Origin of the sequence: Bombella mellum (genome assembly GCF_014048465.1) — a bacterium.
GTDB classification, from domain to species: Bacteria; Pseudomonadota; Alphaproteobacteria; order Acetobacterales; family Acetobacteraceae; genus Bombella; species Bombella mellum.
On record NZ_PDLY01000003.1, the window covers coordinates 281,937 to 299,500 of the forward strand.

Genomic DNA, 17,564 nt, shown 5'->3' on the forward strand with positions numbered 1-17,564 from the left:
TAGACACATGATTCATCCCGAGACCAACCTTGACGTAGCTGACAACTCCGGCGCGCGTCGGGTGCAGTGCATCAAAGTGCTGGGTGGCTCCAAGAGGAAGACCGCCTCGGTCGGCGACATCATTGTCGTATCCGTCAAGGAAGCGATCCCCCGTGGTAAGGTGAAGAAGGGCGACGTCCATCAGGCCGTCATCGTCCGCACCTCCTACCCAGTGCGTCGTGCTGATGGCTCCGCCATCCGCTTTGACCGGAACGCTGCTGTCCTGCTGAACAAGCAGCAGGAGCCGATTGGTACGCGTATCTTTGGCCCGGTTGTTCGTGAGCTGCGTGCCCGCAAGTTCATGAAGATCATCTCCCTGGCTCCGGAGGTGCTGTAATGGCTGCACGTATCAAGAAAGGTGATCAGGTTCTGGTCCTGACAGGTCGTTCCCGCGGTGTCCGTGGGGAGGTCCTTTCCGTCCTGCCGAAGGTGGAGAAGGCTGTCGTGCGTGGCGTGGCTGTTGCCAAGCGTCACACCAAGCCGAACCGCATGGGTGAAGGTGGCGGCATCATCGAGCGTGAGATGCCGGTTCATCTGTCCAATCTGAAGCTGATCGACCCGAAGAGTGGCAAGCCGACCCGTGTCGGTTTCCGTGTTCTGGAAGATGGTCGCAAGGTCCGTGTCGCCAAGGTGACCGGCGAAGTGATCGAAGGCTGAGGAGCGAACGATGAGCGATAACAAGAATGCCGTTCTGCCCCGTCTGCAGCAGGAATATCAGGACAAGCTCCGCGCCAAGCTGCGTGAGCAGTTCGGATACAAGAGCGACATGCAGATTCCCAAGCTCGAGAAGATCGTCTTGAACATGGGTGTCGGTGAAGCCGCTGCTGACCAGAAAAAGCTGGACGCTGCTGTCGAGGAAATGGCCCTGATCTCCGGTCAGAAGCCTGTCAAGACAGTGGCACGCAAGGCTGTTGCGGGTTTCCGTATTCGTGAAGGACTGCCGATCGGTTGTAAGGTGACGCTGCGCAAGGCTCGCATGTACGAGTTCCTTGATCGTCTGGTGACGATTGCCATGCCGCGCATCCGTGACTTCCGCGGTCTTCCGGCGAACAAGGGCTTTGATGGCCGTGGCAATTTTGCCATGGGCCTGAAAGAGCAGATCGTGTTCCCGGAAATTGATTATGACAGGGTTGATGCCATCCGTGGTATGGACATCATCTTTGTTACGACGGCAAAGACCGATGAAGAAGCCAAGGCTCTTCTGAAGGCATTTGATCTGCCGTTCGTGTCCTGAGCGACAATTTTTCGTATCAATCACGGAAAAATGGACTTTCCCCCTTCACATGAGGGGGGAATCTCCGTTACAAGTTCGGTGATTGGAAAACCGTCGGGATAGGCCTGACAGGTTCCGGGAGAAGATTCGAGATGGCGAAAGTCTCTGCGGTGAACCGTAATAATCGTCGTGCTGCCATGGCGCAGCGTGACCTTGAAAAGCGGACCGCTCTCAAAAATACTATCAAAAACCGCTCCCTCTCCATGGAGGAGCGTTTTGAAGCGACACTGAAACTGGCCAAGCTGCCACGCAATGGGTCCCAGACCCGCGTGCGTCTGCGTTGCAAACTGACCGGTCGTCCCCGTGGGAACTACCGCAAGTTTGAGCTGTGCCGTATTGCTCTGCGTGACCTTGCTTCCACGGGGCAGATCCCCGGCATGGTCAAGTCCAGCTGGTAAAAGGGTAGTCTGAATGTCTATGTCTGATCCTTTGGGTGATATGCTCACCCGGGTCCGTAACGCTCAGCGTGCCCGCCATGCTGCCTGCGTTGCTCCGGCGTCCAAGCTGCGTGCCAGTGTTCTCGAGGCACTGAAGCGTGAAGGATATATCCGCGGTTACACGACCGAGGAAGTCCGCAAGGGCATTTCCCAGTTCCGCATCGAGCTGAAGTACACGGATGGTCAGCCCGTGATCCGCGAGATCCATCGCGTGTCCCGTCCTGGTCGCCGTGTGTACTCCAAAATCAAAGAGCTGCCCCGCGTCTATGCTGGTCTGGGTGTTTCCATCCTCTCCACGCCGCGTGGCGTTCTTTCCGACGTCGAGGCTCGGGCTGCCAATGTTGGTGGCGAGATCCTCTGCCGCGTCTTCTAAGGAGGGAATATGTCTCGCGTAGGTAAGTATCCTATTGACCTCCCCGCAGGCGTGGAAGCAGCTGTCAAGGACGGTATGTTCTGCGTCAAGGGCAAGCGTGGTGAGCTGAGCGTCCCCGTGTCCTCACATGTTGATGTGAAGATCGAGGATGGCAAGGTCACCGTGTCTCCGCTCGGTGGGCGCACCAACAAGAGCTGGACGATGTGGGGAACATCCCGTGCGGTGTTTGCCAACATGATCAAGGGTGTTTCCGAGGGCTTCCAGAAGGGGCTTGAAATTCAGGGTACGGGTTTCCGTGCTGCTGTTCAGGGATCCAATCTGGTCATGAACCTTGGTTTTTCTCACGATGTGGTCTATCCGATCCCGTCCGATGTGAAAATCACGACGCCCCGCCCGACGGCCATTCTGGTTGAAGGTAACGACAAGCAGCGCGTTGGTCAGGTAGCTCTGGATATCCGCAGCTTCCGCAAGCCCGAGCCTTACAAGGGCAAGGGTGTCCGGTATGAGACCGAAGTTCTGCGTCAGAAAGAAGGTAAGAAGAAGTAATGGCATCGCTGCAAGGATTGCAGGAACGCCGCCGCAAGCGGCTGCGTTTCCAGCTTCGTCGCAAGAGCGGCGGCCGGCCGCGTTTGTCGGTCTTCCGTTCCAGCAAGAATATCCACGTCCAGGTCATCGACGATGCCCGTGGGGTTACGCTGGCCAGCGCCTCTACGCTTGAAAAGAGTGTCCGTGAAGCCGGTAAAACGGGTGCGGACATCGCAGCAGCTACCGTCATCGGTAAGTTGGTTGCCGAGCGCGCTGTCAAGGCTGGGGTCAAGGAAGTCGTGTTCGACCGTGGCTCCTATCTCTATCATGGCCGGGTGAAAGCCCTGGCAGAGGCTGCCCGTGAGGGCGGGCTGTCTTTCTAAGGAGGATCACACATGGCACGTGAGCCAAGAGAAGGCGGCCGTGGTGGTCGTGAGCGCGAGCAGGGTGATGAGCTGGTTGACAAGCTGGTAACCATCAACCGTGTCGCCAAGGTTGTTAAGGGTGGTCGGCGTTTCGCCTTCGCTGCTCTGGTCGTCGTTGGTGACCAGAAGGGCCGCGTGGGGTACGGTGCCGGCAAGGCCCGTGAGGTGCCGGAAGCCATCCGCAAGGCAACCGAGCGTGCCCGCCGCAACATGATCCGTGTGCCGATGAAAGAGGGCCGTACCCTGCATCATGATGCAGTGGGCCGCTTCGGTGCCGGTGAGGTTGTCGTGCGTGCAGCTGAGGCTGGTACGGGGATCATCGCCGGTGGTCCGATCCGTGCCGTCTTCGAGAGCCTGGGCGTGAGCGACGTGGTCGCCAAGAGCCTCGGCACCCGGAACCCGCACAACATGATCAAGGCTGCCTTTGATGCTCTCGAGCGTGCAAGCAGCCCGCGTCAGGTTGCGGCACGCCGTGGCAAGAAGACATTCGAGCTGTTCGGACGTCGTGAGCAGTCAGAAACGGAGGCTGCCAATGTCTGAGACAAAAGGTAAGACAATCCGGGTGACGCAGATCGCTTCTGTGATCGGGTCCAAACCGGGTCAGGCGGAGACGGTGAAGGGGCTGGGCCTGCGTGGCATCGGTTCCAGCCGTGAGCTGGAGGATACCTCTTCTGTCCGTGGCATGATCCGCAAGGTGTCCCACCTGGTGAAGGTGGAGGGTTGATATGAACCTGAATGAATTGCGTGATAACGCCGGTGCTCGCTATCGCAAGAAGCGTCTCGGGCGTGGTATCGGTTCCGGCAAGGGCAAGACCTCCGGGAAGGGCCACAAGGGTCAGAAGGCACGTTCCGGCGTGGCCATCAATGGCTTCGAGGGTGGTCAGCTCCCGATCTATCGCCGTATGCCGAAGCGTGGCTTCGTCAACATCTTCCGCAAGGAATATGCGGCGGTGAACATCGGTGCGGTGGGCAAGGCTCTGGAAGCTGGCAAGCTTTCCGCTTCTGCTCCCGTGACTGAGGAAGTGCTGCGCAATGCTGGCCTGATCGGCAGCCGCAAGGTTGCTGGTGTCCGGCTTCTGGCAAAGGGCGAGCTGTCTCAGGGCGTGAACTTTGAGGTTGCCGGTGCTTCCGCCGCAGCTGTTGCTGCTGTCGAGAAAGCCGGTGGCTCTGTGAAGGTTCTTGCTGTGAAGAAGGATGCTCAGGCTGAAGCCTGAGCCTGTCCTGCCCAGCCTGCTGGGACGACGGTGAACTAGTGAACAGCGTCCCGTACGATGTGCGGTGACGCTGTTTTCATGAAAGGACGGGGAGATGGCTTCTGCCGCAGAACAGCTGGCCGGTAACCTGAATATGGGTGCCTTTGCAAAGGCGACGGAGCTGAAAAAACGGATCTGGTTCACACTGGGTGCGTTGATTGTTTATCGACTGGGGACGTTCATCCCGGTTCCGGGCATTGATGCTTCCGTGCTGGGGCAGCTTGTTGGGGAGCATCAGGGCGGCATCCTGGGCATGCTGGACATGTTCACGGGTGGTGCGCTGGCGCGCATGACGATTTTTGCCCTCAACATCATGCCCTACATCAGTGCGTCCATCATCATCCAGCTTCTTTCGACGGCCCTGCCTTCAATGGAGGCCCTGAAGAAAGAAGGGGAGAGCGGGCGCAAGAAACTGAACCAGTATACCCGTTATCTGACGGTTCTGATTGCCATCGTGCAGGCCTATGGCTTTGCCATGGGGTTGAGCAGCCTGCATACGCAGGCCGGGCTGAGTGCGGTCATTTCACCGGGGCCGACATTCCTCGTCTCCTATGTCGTCATGCTGGTGACGGGCACGCTGTTCCTGATGTGGCTGGGAGAACAGATCACTTCCCGGGGTATCGGTAACGGTATCTCGCTGATCATTTTCTCGGGCATCGTCGCCAATCTGCCCCATGCTCTGGGGAGCCTGCTGGAACTGGGACGGACCGGGGCCCTGTCCCCGATCTTCGTCGTGGTCTTCCTGCTTCTGGCCCTGGCGGTCATCGCTTTCATCGTGTTCATGGAGCAGGCACAGCGGCGTGTCGTCATCCAGTACCCCAAGCGTCAGGTGGGCAACCGCATCTATGGCGGTGACTCCACACACATGCCGCTGAAGGTCAACACGGCCGGGGTCATCCCGCCGATCTTTGCGTCATCCGTGCTGCTGGTGCCGGCGACCCTTTCCGGTTTCATGCACAATAATGGTGGTGTGCTGGGGCGTGTCGGGCAGTGGCTCTCACAGGGGCAGCCGCTCTACATGGCGTTCTATGCCTTCATGATCATCTTCTTCTCCTATTTTTATGCGGCGGTGACCTTCAACCCGGAGGAAACGGCAGAAAATCTGAGGAAGCAGGGAGGCTTCGTGCCGGGCATTCGTCCGGGTGCCAATACGGCCCGTTATTTTGATCAGATTCTTTCACGGCTGACGGCCATCGGTGCCGCCTACATGGTACTGGTCTGTCTGCTGCCCCAGTTCCTGATCAACAAATATAACGTGCCGTTCTATTTCGGCGGGACCAGCCTGATCATCATTGTCTCCGTGACGATTGATACCGTGACGCAGGTACAGTCCCATCTGGTGGCCCATCAGTATCAGGGGCTTATCCGCAAGCAGCGGGGCCGCAAGGGAACACGCAGCCGGACCGGCAGGGAAAGAAGGAACTTACGGTGAATATCATTCTTCTTGGCCCGCCTGGTGCGGGCAAAGGAACCCAGGCCAAGAGGTTGGAGGCCAGCCGGGGCATGAAGCAGATCTCCACGGGGGACATGCTGCGTGCCGAGGTGAAGGCGCAGTCGCCGATCGGTCTCCAGGTCAAGGAACTGATGGAGAAGGGACATTTCGTTCCTGATCCGATCATCGTCCAGATGATCGAGAACCGGATCGTCCAGCCTGACTGCAAGGGTGGGGTCATTCTTGATGGCTTCCCCCGTACGGAAAGCCAGGCCGAGATTCTGGATTCCATGCTGAAGGAACAGAACCTGAAGATTGACGCCGTCATTCTTCTGGACGTGGAGGAAGAGGCTCTGGTGCAGCGTCTTTCTGAACGTCAGCATGAGGACGGCTCCCGGCGGGCGGATGACCAGCCGGAGGTGGTCCGGTCACGTCTGGATGTGTATCGTAGGCAGACGGCTCCCATTCTTCCCTATTACGAGCAGAATGGTCGTCTGAAGCGTGTTGATGGCATGCAGGATGTCGAGACGGTCGGAAAGGCGATTGATGCCATTCTCGATCAGGCGGCATCCTGAGGGAATGAGCTGATCACGAAAAAGTGATCGTTAATGTTTGACTTGTCTGGCAGGGCAGTATATTCGCCCACCATGAGATGAACGTATGGTCTTGGTCACAGGGCTGGAATCGTTCTGGGGACCGACGCCGGTGAGCGGCCATGGTCCGGTCAGACAAAGATTTTTGTAAACACGGACGTGAGCCGTGTGGATGGGAGAATTGGCGTGGCACGTATTGCCGGCGTAAACATTCCGACCAACAAACGGGTGGTCATCGGTCTGCGCTATGTTTATGGCATTGGTCCGTCGAGCGCACAGGCTATCTGTGAGAAGCTCGGCATCGACAATGCCAAGCGCGTGAATGAACTGTCTGATGATGAGGTGACGAAGATCCGTGACCTGATCGACAGCGATTATCGTGTGGAGGGTGATCTCCGTCGTGAGACGGCGATGAACATCAAGCGTCTGATGGACCTTGGCTGCTATCGTGGCCTGCGTCATCGTCGTGGTCTGCCGGTTCGTGGTCAGCGTACGCATACCAATGCCCGTACCCGCAAGGGTAAGGCTGTTGCCATTGCAGGTAAGAAGAAAGCGACGCGCTGATAGCCGTCGCTTCTTTCACGCTATCGCAGATTTAGTAGGACAAGCATATTATGGCCAAGGCTGCCGCACCGCGTATCCGTAAGAAGGAGCGTAAGAACATCATCTCCGGTGTTGCTCACGTTCTTTCCACCTTCAACAACACGATGATCACGATTGCTGATGCCCAGGGCAATGCCATCGCCTGGTCTTCCTCTGGCGCACAGGGTTTCAAGGGCTCCCGCAAGTCCACACCTTACGCTGCCCAGGTAGCTGCCGAGGATGCAGGCCGCAAGGCCCGTGAGCACGGCATGGAGACTCTGGAGATCGAGGTTTCCGGTCCCGGTTCAGGGCGTGAGAGCGCACTGCGTGCCCTCCAGGCTGTCGGTTTCACGATCACATCCATCCGCGACATGACGCCGGTGCCGCACAATGGCTGCCGTCCGCGCAAGCGTCGCCGCGTCTGATCTGGACGCATGAATCTGGTAGGTCTGGCTGTCACGAATGGATGGTGCAGCCAGATTGACCTTGGTGAGTTCGTACCGCACGACATGTGCGGGCCTGGCACCGCCATCCTCTGGCGGGCTTCGTTGTTTGAAAGGCCATGATCTTGGTTCTCCAGAAAAATTGGCAGTCTCTCATCAAACCGGAGAAGCTTGAAGTCGAGCCTGGCCCGGTTCCTTCCCGCATGGCAACCATCGTTGCAGAACCGCTCGAGCGTGGTTTTGGCCTGACGATGGGCAATGCCCTGCGCCGTATCCTTCTTTCCTCTCTTCAGGGTGCTGCCGTCACGGCCATCCAGATTGATGGGGTTCTTCACGAGTTCTCTTCCGTTGCGGGAGTGCGTGAGGATGTGACTGACATCGTGCTGAACGTGAAGCAGCTTGCTCTGCGCATGCACGGTGAAGGGCCGAAGCGTATGGTTCTTACGGCCACAGGGCCGGGAGAGGTGACGGCCGGGCAGATCCAGACGGGCCATGACATCGAGATCATGAATCCGGACCTGGTGATCTGCACGCTTGATGATGATGTCAAGCTTGGCATGGAATTCACGGTGAACATGGGCAAGGGCTATGTTCCTGCCTCTGCCAACCGTCCGGATGATGCCCCGATCGGCCTGATCCCCATTGATGCGATCTATTCGCCGGTGCAGCGTGTTTCCTACAAGGTGGAGCCGACCCGTGTCGGGCAGGTCACCGACTATGACAAGCTGCTCCTGAGTGTCGAGACGAACGGGGTCGTGACCCCGGAAGATGCTCTGGCTCTCGCCGCCCGCATCATGCAGGATCAGCTCCAGCTCTTCATCAACTTTGATGAGCCTCGCCCTGTCCAGAACGAAGAGCCGCAGGATGATCTGCCGTTCAGCCGTCATCTGCTGCGCAAGGTGGATGAGCTTGAGCTGTCCGTCCGTAGCGCAAACTGCCTGAAGAACGACAATATCGTGTATATTGGCGATCTCGTGCAGAAGAGCGAGCAGGAAATGTTGCGGACTCCGAATTTTGGTCGTAAGTCGCTGAATGAGATCAAGGAAGTGCTCACGGGCATGGGGCTGTCGCTGGGGATGAACGTCCCGGCCTGGCCGCCGGAGAGCATCGAGGATCTGGCCCGGCGTCTTGACGAGACATTCTAAGAACCCCGGCTGGGAAGTTCGGGTAAAGGATTAGGGAAACAAAATGCGTCATAATCTGAGCGGACGTAAACTTGGCGTCACCTCCACCCATCGCGCTGCGATGTTCCGCAACATGGCTGTTGCTCTCATCAAGCATGAGCAGATCTCCACGACTCTGCCGAAGGCCAAGGAACTGCGCCCGGTCGTCGAGAAGCTGATCACGCTGGCAAAGCGTGGCACGCTTCATGCACGCCGTCAGGCTTTCGCACAGCTGCGTGATGATGCCATCGTTGCCAAGCTGTTCTCCGAGCTGGGCCAGCGTTACGCCAGTCGCTCCGGTGGTTACAGCCGTGTGCTGAAGGCCGGTGTGCGCTACGGTGACAATGCCGACATGGCCGTGATCGAGCTGGTGGACCGCAATGTCGAAGCCAAGGGCAAGGACAGCGGTGCCGTGAAGGCAGAAGAACAGGAAGCTGCTTGAGCTTTTTCTCCAATAGGAGAATAAAGGAAAGGTCGGTGCCATCAGGCATCGGCCTTTTTTCACGGGGTGAGAGTACCCGACAGAAAAGCAGGTAACGCCATGAGTTCTAATCTGAAAAACGCATGCCGTCCCTTCTGTGGATTGGTGACAGATGCAATCGAAGATCTGGTGATGGATCATCCCTGGGGATGGACCGGATTTGCTTTTTTTGTAGGGCTGCTTCTGGGACGAAAGAAATCCCCGTGTCAGGAGAAGCGTTCCTCCTGAGGGAAGGAAACATTCTCCTTTTCATTCTGAAAGCACTTTCCTCCGTAATGGAGAAAAGTGCTTTTCTGTTTTCAGGCCTCAGTTCTTGTCTTTCTGGATGAAACTGGGCACGAACGGATTGTCCGTCTGTAGAGAATCCTTGGAAGGAAGCTGGCTCGTATCCCAGCCGCCGCCAATGTCGGTGATCAGGCGGATGACACTTATGAGCCGCTGCTGCTGTATCTGGATGCGGGTTTCTTCATATTGCAGGGCCATCTGCTGTGCCGAGATGACGGTGGTGTAGATCTGCGTACCGGCCAGATATTCGTTCATGGAGACTTCCACGGCACGTTCCGCACTTTCCACGGCCTGATTCTGGTATGTCATCTGATCACCCAGATAATGCAGGTTGGAGAGCTGGTCTTCCGTATCCTGAAGGGCCTTCAGGACCACCTGCCGGTAATTGGCGACAGAATTGTCATAATCCGCCTCAGCTTCCCGTACGGCTGCCGACCGGGCACCACCATTGAAGAGGGTCTCACTGGCTGCGGCACCGAGGGACCATGTACGGGTGGCCAGCTGGATCAGGTGCTCAAGAGGGTTGCCGCTGTAACCATAGCTGGCTGAGAGCGTGATCTGTGGATAGAACGCTCCGATTTCGTACCCGATCTCCGCATTGTAGCCCTCCATTTCCCGTTCGGCCTGGGCAATGTCGGGGCGACGCTGGAGCAGGTCGGAGGGCAGGAAACGGGGAATGGGCGGCAGCGTGAAGGGCAGCGGGGCGTGCTGGATGGTCAGGTCGGCCGGGGGACGGCCGATCAGGACGGCAATGGCATGTTCATACTGGGCACGGGAGACATATGCATTGGAGAGGCTGGCCTGTGTGGATTCCAGCTGATACTTGGCCTGGAGCACGCTGGTGGGATCGGCGACGCCGGCTGCCAGCTGGTTGCTGAGGATTTCCAGGTTGTGCTTGTAGAGGCCCACATTGCGCTGGAACAGGTCGATCAGACTGTCCTGATAACGCAGGTTCATGTAGTCGGTGGCCAGTTCCAGCTGGTAGGAGAGCAGCATGTTGGCCATCAGGGCGGCACTGGACTGTGCCGAGCTGACCTGCTGCTCGATCTGCCGCCGGATCATGCCCCAGACGTCGATGGTCCAGCTTGCGCTCGGGCCCATCGTCCAGGTGTTGGTGGTGGTCGTGAAGGTGTGTGGCTCGGCATTCAGGCCGCTGATGGTCCTGCCGCCGCTGGAGTTGCGGTTGAAGCCGAACTTGCCGTTGATGGTGGGGAAGAGGCTGGCCCGGACGGAGTCGATCATGGCCCGTGCCTTGCGGTACTGCGCCTCGTACTGTTTCACGCTCTGGTTGGAGCCTGCGACCTGTTCTTCCAGCTGGTTCAGTGTCGGGTCGTTGAAGACCCGCCACCAGTCGCCCTTGGGCATGTTGCTCATGGCCGGGTTGGCCTTTTCCCAGCCTTCCGGTGGGGGAGCTTCCTTGAAACGGGGTGAGATGATGGCCTTGGGTCTGTGATAGTTCGGTCCGACCATACAGCCCCCTAATGTGGCAAGCAGACCTGTAGTCAGAACGGCGGTGCAGACGGCACGGAAGGGGAACGACATGAACATCCGGATGTTGTGATGGGTGAAACGTGTACTGTGTTGTGAAGGCGTTATACCAGATGGAGAAGTGTTTCTTATCATTATTACTTTTTTAGAAAAGACCATCCTCTGGCAGCATCTATGGCTTCTGACCATGAGGTGAAGAGAAGCTGGCTGCTGGTAACGGAAATCTGGATGAAAAGGAAGAGGCCAGCCCCGCAGGGGCTGTCAGGTTACGCCTTTTTGAAGAGATGCCGTTTCAGCCTCTGGCTCATCCTGTCGAGCGAGAGATAGACGACCGGGGTCGTATAGAGGGTCAGAAGCTGGCTGAGGCAGAGGCCACCGAGAATGGACAGGCCAAGCGGCTGCCGCATCTCGCTGCCGTAATCGCCACCGATGAGCAGAGGAACCGCCCCAAGGGCCGCCGCAAAGGTCGTCATGAGGATGGGACGGAAGCGGAGATGGCTGGCCGTCAGGATGGCCTCTCTGGCGTCTTTTCCCTGATGGCGGGCATGGGTGGCAAAATCGATCAGCATGATGGCATTCTTTTTCACGATGCCGATCAGCAGGATGACGCCGATCAGGGTGAGCAGGGAGAAGGGCTGCCCGAACATGGCCACGGCCAGCAGTGCCCCCACGCCAGCGGAAGGCAGTGTGGAAAGGATGGTCAGAGGGTGGATCAGGCTTTCATACAGGGCACCCAGAACGACATAGACGGCGACCAGGGCGGCGAGAATGAGCAGCGGCTCCCGGCTGACGGATTTCTGGAGGCTGGCCGCATTGCCGGTGAAACCTCCCTGTATGTCTCCGGGCAGGTGGAGCCGGACCAGAGCCGCCTCCACGGCCTGTATGGCCGGGCCGAGAGCGGTCCCCGGTGCAAGGTTGAAGGAGATGGTCGTGGAGACAAACTGCCCCTGATGGTTGACCGACAGCGGCGCATTGACATGGCGCAGCGGGCCGAGCAGGGGCAGCGGCACCATGGTTGCGCTGCTGGTGGTGACGGCGGATCCATTGGAGGCGGATTTCCCACCGGCCAGAGCATTGGCGACGGAGTTCATGTAGGAAAGCTGGCTCTGTGACAGGGAGGTGGAGGTGCTCCCGGCCCGCACCCGGATGTTGTTGGAGGCATAGGCCCCGTTGGCCGTTCCCCCCGTGACGCTGACACGCATCTGCTCCAGAAAGCCGGGATCGGCCCAGAATGTGGGAGCGGCCTCCATGATGACACGATACTGGTTGAGAGGCTCATAGATGACGGAGGCGGCCCGCTGGCCGAAGGCGTCATACAGGGCATTGCTGACAAGCTGTGGCGTGATGTCGTAGCGGGCTTCCAGATCACGGTTGATGGCCAGCGTGATGCCCTGCCCGCCCTGTTCCATGTCGGAGGTCACGTCCGCCAGCATGGGCAGGCGGGAGAGGGCTTCCACGACCCGGGGTGTCCACTGGTAGAGTTCCTCGGCGGAATTGCCCTGGAGACTGTACTGGTAGGCTCCGTCGGTTGAGCGTGCCCCGCCGCCAATCATGCTGGGCAGGCGCAGCCGGATGGAAAAACCGGCCCTGCGGCGGAAGATGTGGTTCAGCCGGTTGATGGTGACGGAGATGTCGTCCTTCCGCTCGCTTTTCGGCTTCAGGGTGACAAAGAGATTCACGGAGTTGGCGGAGCGTTTCCCGGGGCCGCCGATGGCGCTGACGACATTCGGGTCTCTGGCCAGCCGTTTTTCCACCCTGATGGTCAGGGCCTGAAGGGCATGGAAGGAAATGTCCTGATCCGCCACCAGCCGCCCCATGATCATGCTCTCATCCTGCTGGGGGAACAGCTCCTTGGGCAGGACGGAAAAAAGCCAGCCCGCCAGGATCAGGGTGAGTGGCAGGGAGAGCAGCACGAGGACCGGATGGTTCATGACGGCATGGAGGGACCGCATGTACCCTGCCGTCATCTGCCGGAAGCCACGCTCCATCCTTTCGCCACACCAGCGCATGCTGCGCCGGACGGGGCCTGCTCCCGTCCGGGGTGGCAGGCGTTCCTCCATGGTGAAGAGCAGGGCACTGAGCATGGGGGTCAAGCTCAGGGACAGCATCATGGACACGCAGAGGGCCAGGATGATCGTCATGGCGAATTCATGGAAGAACAGCCCGGAAACGCCTTCCATGAGCAGGATGGGCACGAAGACGACGATCAGGGAGAGCGTTATGGAAATGACGGTGAAAACGACCTCTCCCGTGCCGTCCACGGCGGCCTGACGGGCCGGTTTTCCCATCTCCCGATGGCGGGTGATGTTTTCCAGCACGACGATGGCATCATCCACCACGAAGCCGGTCACGATGGTCAGGGCCATGAGCGACATGATGTCGAGCTGGTACCCCAGAAGCTGCATCAGGGCGAAGGTGGTGATGATGGAGGCTGGAACGACGATGGCCGGGATGAGGACGGAGACGGCATCCTGAAGGAAAAGAAGCACCACGAGGACGACCAGCAGGACCGCAAGGACGAGGGTGCGCTGCGTGTCTGCCAGGGAGGCCCGGATGGTGATGGAGCGGTCCAGCTGGAGGTCCAGCCGCGTGTTGCCGGGCAGGGCCGTGCGCAGGACGGGCAGCCGGGCCTTCAGCCCGTCGGTCGTCCTGATGATGTTGGCACCGCTCTGGGGATAGACGGTGCAGATGATGTCCGGCTCCCCGTTGACATAGCCGGCCTGCCGGAGGTCCTCCGCACTGTCCACCACGTCGGCCACGTCGGAGAGACGGACGGGCTGGCCGTTGCGGTAGGCGATGATGAGCGGTCGGTAGGCGCTGGCCTCGGTGGCCTGGTCGTTGGTGGCCAGGATGAGGCGTGTGCCCTGGACCTCGATGAACCCTTTGGGCGTGTGGGCGTTGGCCGAGGTCAGGGCGGCCCGGATGTCCTCGAAGCCGATGCCGTAGCGGAAGAGACGCAGCGGGTTGATCTCCACCCGTACCGCAGGCAGGGCACTGCCGTGGATGTCCACATTGCCGACACCTTCCACCTGGCTGAGACCGGGCATGATGACATTGTTGGCAAAGTCGTAGAGCTGCTGCGGCGTGCGTGTCGAAGAGGTGAGCGTCAGGACCATGATGGGCGGCCCGTTCGCATTGGCCTTCATGTAGCTGGGGTCGCTGCGCAGGGTGGTGGGCAGGTCCTGCCGTGCGGCCCGCAGGGCGGACTGGACATCCCGGGCCGCACTGTCGATGTCCCGGGACAGCTCAAACTGGAGAAGGATCCGTGTCTGGTTCACGGTGGACTGGGAGGTGATCTCCCTGATCCCGGCAATGGCCCCCAGATGACGCTCCAGTGGCTCGGCAATCGTGCTGGCAATCTCGGAGGGCGAGCCTCCCGGCTGGTTGGCGATGACCATGACGACCGGGAAGTCGACGTCGGGCAGGTCCGAGACGGGCAGGTTCAGATAGCTGATGCAGCCGGCCAGGCACATGGCCAGCGTCATGAGGACCGTGCCGACAGGCCGGGTGACGAAGAGGCGTATCAGCGTCACTGTGTATCAGCGGGAAGGCCATCCCCGCTGAAGCGTCTGCTGACGAGCCGTTTCACCGCCAGGCTGCACCGGTTCATGAAAAGATAGATGACCGGGGTGGTGAACAGGGTGAGAAGCTGGGACAGCATCAGCCCGAACACGATGGCGATGCCCAGGGGGCGGCGCAGTTCCGCTCCCGTGCCTTCACTGAGCAGCAGCGGGAGTGCCCCGAAGAGGGCGGCAAGGGTCGTCATGAGGATCGGGCGGAACCGGAGCAGGGCCGCCTGACGGATGGCCTCGAGCGGTGGCAGGTTATCCTGCCGCTCCGCCTGGAGGGCGAAGTCGATCATCATGATGGCATTCTTTTTCACGATGCCGATCAGCAGCACGATGCCGATGATGCCCATGATGTCCAGCGGCATCCCGAAACCGTACAGCCCCAGCAGGGCACCGATGGCGGCGGACGGCAGGGTGGAAAGGATGGTCACCGGATGGATGAAGCTCTCATACAGCACACCCAGAACGATGTAGACGGCCACAAGAGCGGCGATGACCAGTCCCAGCTCGTTCTTCAGGGAGTTCTGGAAGGCCGCCGCCGTGCCCTGGAAGGCTGTCTGGAAGGTTCCGGGCAGGCCGATCTTCTGGCTGACATGTTCGATCGCCGTCGTGGCTTCTCCCAGAGCATGGTGCGGTGCCACGTTGAAGGAGATGGTCGTGGCCGGGAACTGGCCGTAATGGGTGATGAGAAGCGGCGACACGATGCGGGTCAGGTTCGTGACCTGAAGGAGCGGGACCAGTCCCGACGTGGGCTGGCGGCTGGGGCCGCTGGTGCTGCCGCCGGCCTCGGAGGAGATGCCGGGGAGATAGAGCTGGGAGAGGCTGCTCTCATGCTTCTGGAAGCGGGGGTCGGTTTCCAGAATCACGCGGTACTGGTTGGACTGCGTGTAGATGGTGGAGACCTGCCGCTGGCCGAAACTGTCATAGAGCAGGTTGTCGACCGTCTGCGGGGTGATGGAGTAGCGGGCACCGTTGGTGCGGTCCAGGGTGAGCATGGCTGTCAGCCCGTCTGACTGAAGGTCGGAGGTGACGCCGCTCAGGGAGGGTTCATGCTTCACCGCATCAAGGAAACGGGGAACCCAGAGGGCGAAGTCGTCATAGTCCGGCGTTTCCAGCATGAACTGGTACTGCATGGCCGAGACTGAGGATTCCAGGGAGAGGTCCTGCACGGGCTGGGTGTAGAGATGGACGCCGGGCAGGGTGGTGGCCGCCTTTTCCATCCGTTTCTGGATGTCGGCCAGTGAGCTGGTCCGTTTCTCCTTCGGTTTCAGGTTGATGAGGAAGCGGCCGGAATTGAGCGTCATGTTCTGCCCGTCAATGCCGATGAAGGAGGACAGGCTGGTGATGTCGGGGTCCTGGATGAGGAGGGCACCCAGCTCGGCCTGCCTTTTCTTCATGCCTTCGAAGGAGATGTTGGCGGGCATGACGGAAATGCCCTGGATCACTCCCGTATCCTGTGGCGGGAAGAAGCCTTTCGGAATGGACCACGCCAGCAGCCCCGTGAGGATGATGCTGGCCAGCGTGGTGAGCAGGGTCAGTGGCTGATGCCGGAGCACCACGGTCAGGGCACGGTCATAGCGGCTGATGCACCAGTCCATCAGCTGGTTGGTCTTCCGGGCGAAACCGGCCAGACGGCCCGGCTTCTTGCGGGGCTGTCCGTCCCTGTCCGTCCTGCGTTCGGTCAGCATCCGGGCGCACATCATGGGCACGAGGGTGATGGAGACGAGGGCCGAGATGGAGATGGTGATGGCCAGCGTCATGGCGAACTCATGGAAGAGACGCCCCACCACGTCACTCATGAAGAGCAGGGGGATCAGCACGGCAATCAGCGACACGGTCAGGGAGATGATGGTGAAGCCGATTTCCTTTGCCCCTTTCAGGGCTGCGCTGTAGCGGTTCTCCCCGGCCTCCACGAAGCGGGAGATGTTCTCGATGACCACGATGGCGTCATCCACCACGAAGCCGGAGGCGATGGTGAGCGACATGAGGGAGAGGTTGTCCAGCGAGAAACCCAGCATGTACATCGCCGACAGCGTGCCGATCAGCGACAGGGGGACGGACAGGCCGGGAATGATGGTGGCCGGCACGTTGCAGAGGAAGACGAAAATGACTCCCACTACGAGCAGCATGGCGAGAACCAGCTCGAAGCCCACGTCCCGGACGGAGGCCCGGATGGTGGTCGTGCGGTCCGTCAGGGGAATGATGTCGATTCCGGGAGGCAGGTCCTGCTTCAGCCGGGGCAGGATGGCCCGCACGTTGTCCGCCACGGCGATGACATTGGCCCCGGGCTGCCGCTGGATGTTGAGGATGAGGGCCGGTGTCCTGTTGGCCCAGGCGGCGAGCTGGCTGTTCTCGGCCCCCTCCACGACACGGCCGACATCCCGGAGACGGATCGGCCCGCCATTCTGGTAGGCGATGACCTGGTTCATCAGCTGGCCGACGGACTGTATCTGCCCGTCAATCCGCAGGGAGGTGGCGTGCTGGGGGCCGTCGAAGGTACCGGTCGGAGAGTTGACGTTCACTGTGCCGATGATGGTCCGGACCGTGTCCAGGGCGATGCCGTAGGAGGTCAGCTTCGGGACGTTGATCTGCACCCGGTAGGCCTTGCGGTTGCCCCCGGAAAGCGTGACCAGCCCGACCCCCGAGATCTGGCTGATTTTCTGCTCGAGCCTCGTGTTGACGTAATCTTCCACCTCGGGCAGTGGCATGATGCGGGAGGTGATGCCCAGTGTCATGACGGGCGTGTCCGCCGGGTTGACCTTGGCGTAGATGGGCGGTGCGGGCAGGTCGTTGGGCAGGAGGGAGCCGACATTGTTGATGGCCGCCTGCACTTCCTGCTCGGCAATGTCCATCTTCATGTTCAGCTTGAAGCGCAGTGTGATGACGGAGGCCCCCCCGGAGGACTGGGAGGTCATCTGGTCCAGCCCGGCCATCTGTCCCAGCTGTGTCTCCAGCGGGGCCGTGATGGAGGTGCTCATCACGTCCGGGCTGGCACCCGGATAGAAGGTGGAGACCGTGATGGTGGGGTATTCCACCTCCGGCAGGGCGGACAGGGGGAGGAAGAGATAGCCAAGCACGCCAGCCAGCATGATGGCCAGCATGAGCAGGCTGGTGGCAACGGGGCGTTCGATGAAGAGACGTGAGGGATTCACAGGCTCATAATTCCGGTCAGCAGGCGGGCAGGGGGCGAGGCTCGGGCATGG

The 17,564-nt window shown here is 60.0% G+C and carries 19 protein-coding genes; 16 read left to right on the top strand and 3 right to left on the bottom strand.

All coding sequences use genetic code 11. The features are described 5' to 3' along the window. Positions 1–7 precede the first annotated feature (7 nt). From rplN to rplQ, 16 genes are all read left to right on the top strand, one after another. Entirely contained in the window at positions 8–376 is a 369-nt protein-coding gene (gene rplN / locus CPA56_RS06180) for a 50S ribosomal protein L14 (RefSeq protein ID WP_043557844.1), read from the top strand. Next, entirely contained in the window at positions 376–696 is a 321-nt protein-coding gene (gene rplX / locus CPA56_RS06185) for a 50S ribosomal protein L24 (protein ID WP_182041142.1), read from the top strand. Before rplN ends, rplX begins: the two co-directional genes overlap by 1 nt. A gap of 10 nt (positions 697–706) precedes the next feature. Further along, the gene (gene rplE / locus CPA56_RS06190) at positions 707–1,273 is read left to right on the top strand and encodes a 50S ribosomal protein L5 (RefSeq protein ID WP_077396238.1); all 567 of its coding nucleotides are present in this window, start codon (positions 707–709) and stop codon (positions 1,271–1,273) included. A gap of 131 nt (positions 1,274–1,404) precedes the next feature. Next, on the top strand, positions 1,405–1,710 hold the full coding sequence (rpsN, locus tag CPA56_RS06195; protein WP_043557849.1) for a 30S ribosomal protein S14: 306 nt from the start codon (positions 1,405–1,407) through the stop codon (positions 1,708–1,710). A gap of 13 nt (positions 1,711–1,723) precedes the next feature. Further along, positions 1,724–2,122 (top strand): 30S ribosomal protein S8, encoded by a 399-nt coding sequence (gene rpsH / locus CPA56_RS06200; RefSeq protein WP_043557850.1) that lies wholly within the window; start codon positions 1,724–1,726, stop codon positions 2,120–2,122. 9 nt (positions 2,123–2,131) lie between these two features. After that, positions 2,132–2,668, top strand: coding sequence for a 50S ribosomal protein L6 (gene rplF, locus CPA56_RS06205; protein ID WP_182041143.1), 537 nt, complete (start codon positions 2,132–2,134; stop codon positions 2,666–2,668). Further along, entirely contained in the window at positions 2,668–3,030 is a 363-nt protein-coding gene (gene rplR, locus CPA56_RS06210; protein WP_182041144.1) for a 50S ribosomal protein L18, read from the top strand. Before rplF ends, rplR begins: the two co-directional genes overlap by 1 nt. Positions 3,031–3,042: 12 nt before the next feature. Then, complete coding sequence (rpsE, locus tag CPA56_RS06215) at positions 3,043–3,612, top strand: 30S ribosomal protein S5 (RefSeq protein ID WP_099026819.1); 570 nt, start codon at positions 3,043–3,045, stop codon at positions 3,610–3,612. After that, a complete protein-coding gene (gene rpmD, locus CPA56_RS06220; protein WP_077396243.1) occupies positions 3,605–3,796 on the top strand; it encodes a 50S ribosomal protein L30 in 192 nt (63 codons plus the stop codon). The genes rpsE and rpmD overlap by 8 nt, the downstream gene beginning before the upstream one ends. Position 3,797: 1 nt before the next feature. Next, positions 3,798–4,286, top strand: coding sequence for a 50S ribosomal protein L15 (gene rplO / locus CPA56_RS06225; RefSeq protein WP_182041145.1), 489 nt, complete (start codon positions 3,798–3,800; stop codon positions 4,284–4,286). A 94-nt stretch (positions 4,287–4,380) separates the two neighbouring features. Then, complete coding sequence (gene secY / locus CPA56_RS06230) at positions 4,381–5,757, top strand: preprotein translocase subunit SecY (RefSeq protein WP_182041146.1); 1,377 nt, start codon at positions 4,381–4,383, stop codon at positions 5,755–5,757. Further along, positions 5,754–6,332 (top strand): adenylate kinase, encoded by a 579-nt coding sequence (locus CPA56_RS06235; protein ID WP_182041147.1) that lies wholly within the window; start codon positions 5,754–5,756, stop codon positions 6,330–6,332. The genes secY and CPA56_RS06235 overlap by 4 nt, the downstream gene beginning before the upstream one ends. A gap of 204 nt (positions 6,333–6,536) precedes the next feature. Beyond that, positions 6,537–6,914: a 30S ribosomal protein S13 gene (rpsM, locus tag CPA56_RS06240; protein WP_043558318.1), complete on the top strand. Its 378-nt coding sequence runs from the start codon at positions 6,537–6,539 to the stop codon at positions 6,912–6,914. 50 nt (positions 6,915–6,964) lie between these two features. Continuing rightward, entirely contained in the window at positions 6,965–7,357 is a 393-nt protein-coding gene (rpsK, locus tag CPA56_RS06245) for a 30S ribosomal protein S11 (RefSeq protein WP_043557862.1), read from the top strand. Positions 7,358–7,500: 143 nt separating this feature from the next. After that, a complete protein-coding gene (locus CPA56_RS06250) occupies positions 7,501–8,520 on the top strand; it encodes a DNA-directed RNA polymerase subunit alpha (RefSeq protein ID WP_182041222.1) in 1,020 nt (339 codons plus the stop codon). A gap of 43 nt (positions 8,521–8,563) precedes the next feature. Further along, positions 8,564–8,980, top strand: coding sequence for a 50S ribosomal protein L17 (rplQ, locus tag CPA56_RS06255; protein ID WP_182041148.1), 417 nt, complete (start codon positions 8,564–8,566; stop codon positions 8,978–8,980). 345 nt (positions 8,981–9,325) lie between these two features. On the opposite strand, the gene CPA56_RS06260 is transcribed toward rplQ, so the two are convergent. The 3 genes from CPA56_RS06260 to CPA56_RS06270 all read right to left on the bottom strand — a co-directional run bounded on the left by CPA56_RS06260 (position 9,326) and on the right by CPA56_RS06270 (position 17,513). After that, positions 9,326–10,846, bottom strand: coding sequence for an efflux transporter outer membrane subunit (locus CPA56_RS06260; protein WP_182041149.1), 1,521 nt, complete (start codon positions 10,844–10,846; stop codon positions 9,326–9,328). A gap of 212 nt (positions 10,847–11,058) precedes the next feature. Next, positions 11,059–14,325, bottom strand: a complete 3,267-nt coding sequence (locus tag CPA56_RS06265; protein WP_182041150.1) for an efflux RND transporter permease subunit — start codon at positions 14,323–14,325, stop codon at positions 11,059–11,061. Next, a complete protein-coding gene (locus CPA56_RS06270) occupies positions 14,322–17,513 on the bottom strand; it encodes an efflux RND transporter permease subunit (RefSeq protein ID WP_182041151.1) in 3,192 nt (1,063 codons plus the stop codon). Before CPA56_RS06270 ends, CPA56_RS06265 begins: the two co-directional genes overlap by 4 nt. Positions 17,514–17,564 lie beyond the last annotated feature (51 nt).